The sequence below is a fragment of the Cyanobium sp. Lug-B genome (assembly GCF_024345635.1).
Taxonomy (GTDB): domain Bacteria; phylum Cyanobacteriota; class Cyanobacteriia; order PCC-6307; family Cyanobiaceae; genus Cyanobium; species Cyanobium minutissimum.
Map to the genome: position 1 here is coordinate 1 of NZ_JAGQBM010000101.1, position 6,753 is coordinate 6,753.

The 6,753-nt window shown below is 71.7% G+C and carries 6 protein-coding genes and 1 pseudogene; 1 reads left to right on the plus strand and 6 read right to left on the minus strand.

Annotation, left to right across the window (positions count from 1 at the left end; translation table 11 throughout):
- Positions 1 to 346 (minus strand): RNA-binding protein (locus tag KBY81_RS16000; RefSeq protein ID WP_254977039.1); only part of this gene is annotated, 346 nt, incomplete at its 3' end.
- Positions 347 to 631: 285 nt separating this feature from the next.
- Here KBY81_RS16000 and KBY81_RS16005 point away from each other — a divergent pair.
- On the plus strand, positions 632 to 835 hold the full coding sequence (locus KBY81_RS16005) for a hypothetical protein (RefSeq protein WP_106222630.1): 204 nt from the start codon (positions 632 to 634) through the stop codon (positions 833 to 835).
- Positions 836 to 862: 27 nt separating this feature from the next.
- Here KBY81_RS16005 and KBY81_RS16010 read toward each other — a convergent pair whose 3' ends face one another.
- The 5 genes and pseudogenes from KBY81_RS16010 to KBY81_RS16040 all read right to left on the minus strand — a co-directional run.
- Positions 863 to 1,168 (minus strand): hypothetical protein, encoded by a 306-nt coding sequence (locus KBY81_RS16010; protein WP_106222631.1) that lies wholly within the window; start codon positions 1,166 to 1,168, stop codon positions 863 to 865.
- Between the two features lie 58 nt (positions 1,169 to 1,226).
- A complete protein-coding gene (locus KBY81_RS16550; RefSeq protein ID WP_315858536.1) occupies positions 1,227 to 3,185 on the minus strand; it encodes a DEAD/DEAH box helicase in 1,959 nt (652 codons plus the stop codon).
- A 92-nt stretch (positions 3,186 to 3,277) separates the two neighbouring features.
- A complete protein-coding gene (locus KBY81_RS16025; protein WP_106222633.1) occupies positions 3,278 to 3,640 on the minus strand; it encodes a phosphomannose isomerase type II C-terminal cupin domain in 363 nt (120 codons plus the stop codon).
- 414 nt (positions 3,641 to 4,054) lie between these two features.
- Positions 4,055 to 5,728, minus strand: a complete 1,674-nt coding sequence (locus KBY81_RS16555; RefSeq protein ID WP_261357325.1) for an ATP-dependent RecD-like DNA helicase — start codon at positions 5,726 to 5,728, stop codon at positions 4,055 to 4,057.
- Positions 5,725 to 6,753 (minus strand): annotated as a pseudogene (locus KBY81_RS16040) (DNA helicase UvrD); the annotation flags it as partial. The pseudogene KBY81_RS16040 and the gene KBY81_RS16555, both read right to left, overlap by 4 nt.

Genomic DNA, 6,753 nt, shown 5'->3' on the forward strand with positions numbered 1-6,753 from the left:
CGTAGCCACCGCCACCGGAGCGACCACCGCCGCCCCCGGGGCGACCGCCGCCGCCGCCGTAGCCACCACCGCCGGCGCGGCCACCGCCGCCGCCGCCACCACCTTCACGGGGTGTGGCCTTGTTGACACGGATCATGCGACCCATCCATTCGACGTCCTGGAGGTCGTCGATGGCCTTCTGCTCGGACGCGTCGTCGGCGAGCTCGATGAAGGCGAAGCCGCGCTTGCGGCCGGTCTCACGGTCGAGGGGCAGGCTGCACTGACGGACCTCGCCGTACTGGCCGAAGAGATCGAGAAGGTCCTCGCGTTCGGCCTGGAACGAGAGGTTGCCGACGTAGATGGTCATTCAAAGAAAAAGCTGGAACGGATTCCTCCGGTGTCGGGAATCCCAGGGAAAGCAGGCGGTCGGCATGGAGCACAGATCGGATCCAGGGATGGATCCGGCTCTGTTGGGCCTGAGCCGTCGATGCGTGCCGAAGGGAGCCAGAACGGCGTGGAATTCCCGGAAGCCTACAACCGTGCCCCGGGGCTCCATGGCGAAGCTTGAAGCAGATGCGAAGGAAAACGAAAAAATCTCCCCACCCCCGCCAACGACGCTCCATTGTCAGCAAACCCTGATCCAGTTGATCCCATGAAAGCCGCCCCTGTGCCCTGGAGCCTCACCTGGCGTGAGAACGGAGAGCTCGGTTCCCAGGATCTGTTCGACCTGCTGCAGGTCCTGGTGGCGAGCGAAAGTCACGAGGTGCAGATGGGCCTGATCGCCGCCGTGGAGCAGCTCTCCGTGAGCGAGCTCCAGGTGACGGCCTGCGAGGAGGTCACCCGCCTGTGCGCCTGAGGCCCTGCCTGGACGCCTGATCCGGTTTCAGATCGGGTAGCGCTTTGAGGTGGCGTCCCGGCAGCTGCTGCGGGCCGAGGCGATGCTGCTGCCGCTGGAGATGCGATCCGCCACGCAGTTGCAGGCGTAGCTGGCCATCCCGTCCGGGGCTTTCTTCCCGGACTGGGCCAGCTCCGTCTCGAAGGCGGAGAGGCAGATGGAGCGCACGACCTCGAGGATGGGGCCGGAGGCGGCCTCAGCCGGGCGCTCCAGCGACCCGAAGGCCGCCAGAGCGACCAGGCCGAGGATCAGACCGGCCTGGCCCGGCAGGAGCCGGGGGCGGAAGGAACGCAAGCGTGGCCGCTGCTGGGAAGGCATGGGGAACAGGGGGGAGGAGCGCCGTGGAGGGACTTCAGGAACCCAGCCGGGAGATCTGAAGTTCCTTGTTCATCACCCGCAGGCGACGCAGGTCGGCGAAGACGTCGTCGGGCATGCCCTTGGGCAGGTCGACGGTGCTGTGGGCGTCGAAGATGCGGATCTTCCCGATCGATCGTCCGGCCAGGCCGGACTCGTTGGCGATGGCGCCGACAATGTTGCCCGGCTTGACCCGATCCCGCCAGCCCACTTCGATGCGGAACCGTTCCATGTTGTCCTCGGGACCGTCTTCGCCCCGTTCCTGATGGCGGTCGCTGAAGGGGCGGCGTTCCCCACCCCGGTCGCGCTCGCCCCGGTCACGGTCGCGCTCCCTGGTGGGGGCGCCGGCACGGCCCTGGCCCCAGCGCTCCTCGCCTTGCAGCAGCAGGGGTTTGCCCCCCAGTCCGAGCTCGAGGGCGGCCAGGGCCAGCTGTTCGGGCGTGCAGGCCTGCTCCTGGGCCACCCGCTGCAGGATCTCGCCCAGCAGGGCCCGCTCCTCGGGATTGCAGGCGGGCTGCTGCAGGGCGGTGGTGAGTTTCTGGCGCAGACGGTCGAGGCGGTGCTGGTTGATGCTGGCGTTGCCCGGCACCTCCATCGGTTCGATGGGCTGGTTCACCGCCCGCTCCAGGCCTCCCAGGAAGCGCCGCTCCCGGGGGGTGAGGAACAGGATCGCCTCACCGCTGCGCCCGGCACGGCCGGTGCGGCCGATGCGGTGCACGTAGGCCTCCCCATCGAAGGGGATGTCGTAGTTGATGACCAGACCGATGCGGTCGACGTCGAGGCCCCGGGCGGCCACGTCCGTGGCCACCAGCACGTTGACCCGGCCGTCACGGAGCCGCTCGATCGTGCGTTCCCGCTGGGTCTGGGGGACGTCGCCGTTGAGAACCGCCACGTCGTAGCCGTGCTGCTCGAGCGACTCGGCCACGGTGAGGGTGATGGCCTTGGTGCGGGCGAAGATGATCACCCCTTCGCTGCCTTCGGCCTCCAGCACCCGTTCGAGCGCCTCGAGCTTCTGGGGACCGTTGACCACCAGGTGGCGCTGGCGGATGCGGCGACCGTCGGCGGCCTTCTGGCGGATGGTGACCTCCGCCGGGTTCTTCAGATGGTTCTGGGAGATCCGCCGGATCTCCGGGGGCATCGTGGCGGAGAACAGCACCACCTGACGCTCGGCGGGCAGCTGCTCAAGCACCCACTTGACGTCGTCGATGAAGCCCATGCGCAGCATCTCGTCGGCCTCGTCCAGCACCAGGCTGCGCAGCCCGGAGAGGTCGAGGGTGCCCTGGCGCATGTGGTCCATCACCCGGCCGGGGGTGCCCACGACGATCTGCACGCCCCGGCGCAGCTGCTGGATCTGGTCGCGGAAGTCGGCGCCGCCGTAGACGGGCAGCACCTTGACGGCCTTCATGCAGGCGGCATAGCTGTTGAAGGCCTCCGCCACCTGCATCGCCAGTTCGCGGGTGGGGGTGAGCACGAGCACCTGGGGGGTGCGCTGGCCGGGATCGAGGCGCTCCAGCAGGGGCAGGCCGAAGGCGGCCGTCTTGCCGGTGCCGGTCTGGGCCTGGCCCACCAGGTCGCGGCCCAGCATCAGCTCGGGGATGGCAGCCTTCTGGATGGGTGAGGGCTCTTCGAAGCCGATGGCCGCCAGGCCGTCGAGCAGCTCCTGGCGCAGGCCAAAGGCGGCGAAGGCGCTGACGGGAGCTGCCGTCTCGGGGGCTGCCGTCTCGGTGGCAGTCGGTTCAGTGGCTGGCGTTTCTGTGGCGGGTGCTTCGGTGACGGCGTCATCGGAAGGGATGACGACCTGGGCGATGGCGGAGTCCGGAGCTTCGGGGACATCGAGCGCGGTGGCGTTCCCCAGAGAAACGGGGGACGAAGCCGTCTCGGCCTCGCAGGGCTGCGCGAGGGCCGCCTGGGAATCGGCAGCACCGGTGAGGGTGCTGCCGTCAATGATCTGGGTCACGGGATGCGGGAGCCTGGTGAATCCTTTTCAACGCAGGCCGGCAGCGGACCGTTGGAGATGGGTGCCATGCACCCGGGCTGCCTTGCCCTTGCTCAAAGGTTGAAATGAGACTTTACCACCCTGCCGTAATCGTCGTCGAATCGCTCGATGTCCTCCTCCCGCAGCACCGCGCCCAGCTGCACCTCGATGATCTCCAGGTCGGTGGCTCCGGCCGCCGCCCGGTGCAGGGCGCCACAGGGGACGAACAGGGTGGCGCCGGGGGCGGCGGTGATGGCGCCGCCTTCGGTTTCCATCACCCCCTCGCCGGTCACCACCACCCAGTGCTCGCTGCGTTGGTGGTGGCGCTGCAGGCTGATGCGCTGATCCGCCCGGATCCGCAGACGTTTGACGAGGTAGCCGGGGCCTGTGGCGAGGGTCTCGAACCACCCCCAGGGCCGCTGGACCCGCTCAGCCATCGCGGCGCTCTCCAGGAATCGCAGCGAGTGGCACGGGTGTCGGGTGGGACGCGACGGCGGCGGGAGGGCGCGTGTGGAGGTGGGAAAAAGACTGACCGGAACCACCTGGGGCCAGGGAATCCATGGGGTTGTCCCTTTGGACCTCGGGGCACCTGAAGGGAATGCTCCGGCTGGGCCGGTTCACGCCTTCGTGACGATGCAGGAGGGCATTCCTCAAGGGGGGACTCAAGGAATCAAGGGGCTCCCGGAAAGGGAGAGATCCCAGCGGTGGAGACTATTGGAGCAGGGGCTCCGGTGAGTTCGGCCCGGGGGAACCGCGCCGATGGAGGAAGTATGGAGCGAGGCCCAGAGCTCCCCCAGGGTGGTTCACTTTTCGTAGACACATTGCCGGCTGTGGCGATGAATGAAGAAGCCTTACGGACCCTCCCCGCCCGTGGGCCCCTCCCCCTGCTCGCTGATCAGCAGGGCCGCCTGCCGGGCCCGGGTCAGGGCGGTGTAGAGCAGCCGCCCGTCGCGGGCGGTGCCGCTGGGCAGCAGCACGATCACCTCCTCGGCTTCGCTGCCCTGGGCCTTGTGGACCGTCAGGGCCAGGGCCGGTTCGGCGGCGCCGGCCAGCTGGCCGGGATGGATCCAGAGCGGCTCCCCCTCCCCGTCACCGAACAGCAGGCGGGCCGAGGGCCCGGGACCCCCCACGAGGACGCCCACATCGCCGTTGGCCAGGTCCAGTTCCGGCAGGTTGCGACGGCAGAGGACGGGGGTTCCCGGGGGGAGATCCTGCAGGTCGTCGCCCCGCCGAGCCCCCAGCAGGGTCCGGTGGATCGCCTCCAGGCCCCAGCGTCCCTGGCGCTGGGGCGCCATCACCAGCAGGCGGTCCCGTTCGGCCAGCAGCGCCCGGCATCCGCGGGCGGAGCCCGGCCGGCATCGCCCCGCCAGCCGGCCCAGGTCGGCCTGGTGGCGGCGCAGCCGCTCCAGCAGCTCCGCCGGCAGGGTCCGCGGGGAGCAGGGGAGCCACCGGAGGTTGTCGGTGTCACCCAGGGCCTGCAGCAACGGGCGGATGGGGGCGACCGGATCCGGGTCCTGCGGGCCGGGGGCGTCCCCCAGCCCCTGGCGCAGGGCGGCGGCCACGGCGGCGATGGCCCCGGCGTTGCGGTAGGTGGTGGTCAGGGTGATGGCGGCGTCCCCCAGCCGGCGGCGGTGCTCGGGCCGCTGCAGGTCCTGCAGCACGGCCCCGGGGGCGATCGGCGGCAGCTGGGCCGGGTCACCCACCAGCACCAGCCGACAGCTGCCGGGCAGGGCCTCCAGCAGGGCACCCATCAGCCCCACATCCACCATCGAGACCTCATCGACCACCAGTAGGTCGAGGTCGAGGGGGCGGCTGCGGTGGCGGCCGAAGCGGTCGCCGCGACTCTCCAGGAGCCGGTGCAGGGTGGTGCAGGGAAGGGCGCCCCCGGTGGCTGCCCGCAGCCGGCCCGCCGCCTTGCCTGTGGGCGCGGCCAGATGGACGCGGGCGTCGGGCTGGCTGGCCCGGTGGGCCGCGATCATCGCCGCCACCGTGCTGGTCTTGCCGGTGCCGGGTCCCCCCTCCAGCAGCACCAGTCCGTGGCGGAGCACCGCTGCCACCGCCTGCCGCTGCCGGGCGTCGAGCCTCCGGGGGGCACCGGGACCCGCAGCAGAAGGCTCTTCAGCTCCGGGCTCCGCAACACCGGGAGTCTCGCCGCCGCCGCCCGGCTCCATGGCGCCGGCCCGATTGACCAGGGCCTCGAGCACCGCCTGGCGCTGCCGCTGCCAGCGGCGCCACTGCAGTCGATCGTTCTCCAGGGCCAGGGGCCCGTCCGGATCGCCGCCGAGCGGACTGGCGGCCAGGGCCCGGCGGTGCCCCTCCGGCCAGGCGGCCTCGCTCACCTCCGCCGGTCTCGGGCCCCGCAGATCCAGTTCCAGCTCCCCCCGGGCCAGGGCCGCGGTGAGGGCGGCGATCAGCTCGCCGACCAGGGGATCGGGGGGGGTGCCGTGCAGGCGCGGCAGGGCTTCCGCCAGGCTGAGGGCGAGGGCTCCCACCCAGGGCTGGACGGTCGGATGGGGCTCCCTCATGACGGCTCCTCCCCGGCGCCGTCGACGCCATGGCCGCCCAGGGCCGCATCGAGGGCCAGGACCCGGCCCAGGGGCGGGCGCTCCACGAACATGCCCGGCACGGCTCCGCCCCGCGCCTGCGCCCCCGTTTCCCCGGGCGTGCCGCGCAGGAAGATGTAGGTGTATCCCCCCAGATGGCGCTCGGGGGCATAGCCGGGCAGCCGCCAGGCCAGGTAGCGGTGCAGGGCCACCAGGTAGAGGTGGGCCTGCAGGGGGTAGTGGCTCTGGGCCATCAGGGCGGCCATCGCCTCCCGGCCGTAGTGACGGGGGCCGCAGGCCAGGGGCCTGCCCTCACCGTCCCGCCGGCCCAGCCAGTTGCTCTTCCAGTCGGCCACCCACCAGCGCTGCTCCCCGTTGGCCTCGGCGGCGGTGAAGATCAGATCGATCGAGCCGGTGAGGAAGCCCCGGCTGGCCACCGGCAGGCCCCCCACGCTGGCGGCGTAGGCGGCACCGAAGGCGCCGCCGGGGTGGTCGGCGAAGGCCGCCGCCAGCTCCGCCGCCCTGGCGAAGCCGAGGGTGAGATCGAAGCTGAGCTCGTTAAGCCGGCGCTCCGGCCCCAGATCGGCCACCCGCAGGGACCCCAGCCCGCCGCCGAAGGGGGTGAGGCGCACCTGCTCCAGGCCCCGCAGCAGCGGCTCGAGGGCTTCCCCCTCCAGCCCGGCCCGGCGCAGCTCCCGTTCGACAAGCTCCCGGCTGCCCGGCGTGTCGATCGGAACCCGGTAGTCCAGCTGCTCCAGCATCCGGTGCAGACAGTCGCCGGCCCCCGCTCCGCGGGCGAAGCCGGCCAGGGGACCCTGCTCCGGCCACAGGGCCGCGTCGCCGCCCTCCGGGGCCTCGCCGTCGGGGCTGGGATCGCTGGTGTCGCGGCCCTGCTCGAGGGCCGCCTCCGAGACGCCGGCGCCGTGGGCGGCACGGGTCCAGGCGGTGTAGCTGCTGCGACCCCAGCGCGTGTCCAGCGTGCGCAGGGGCACCGGCCCGCAGCACAG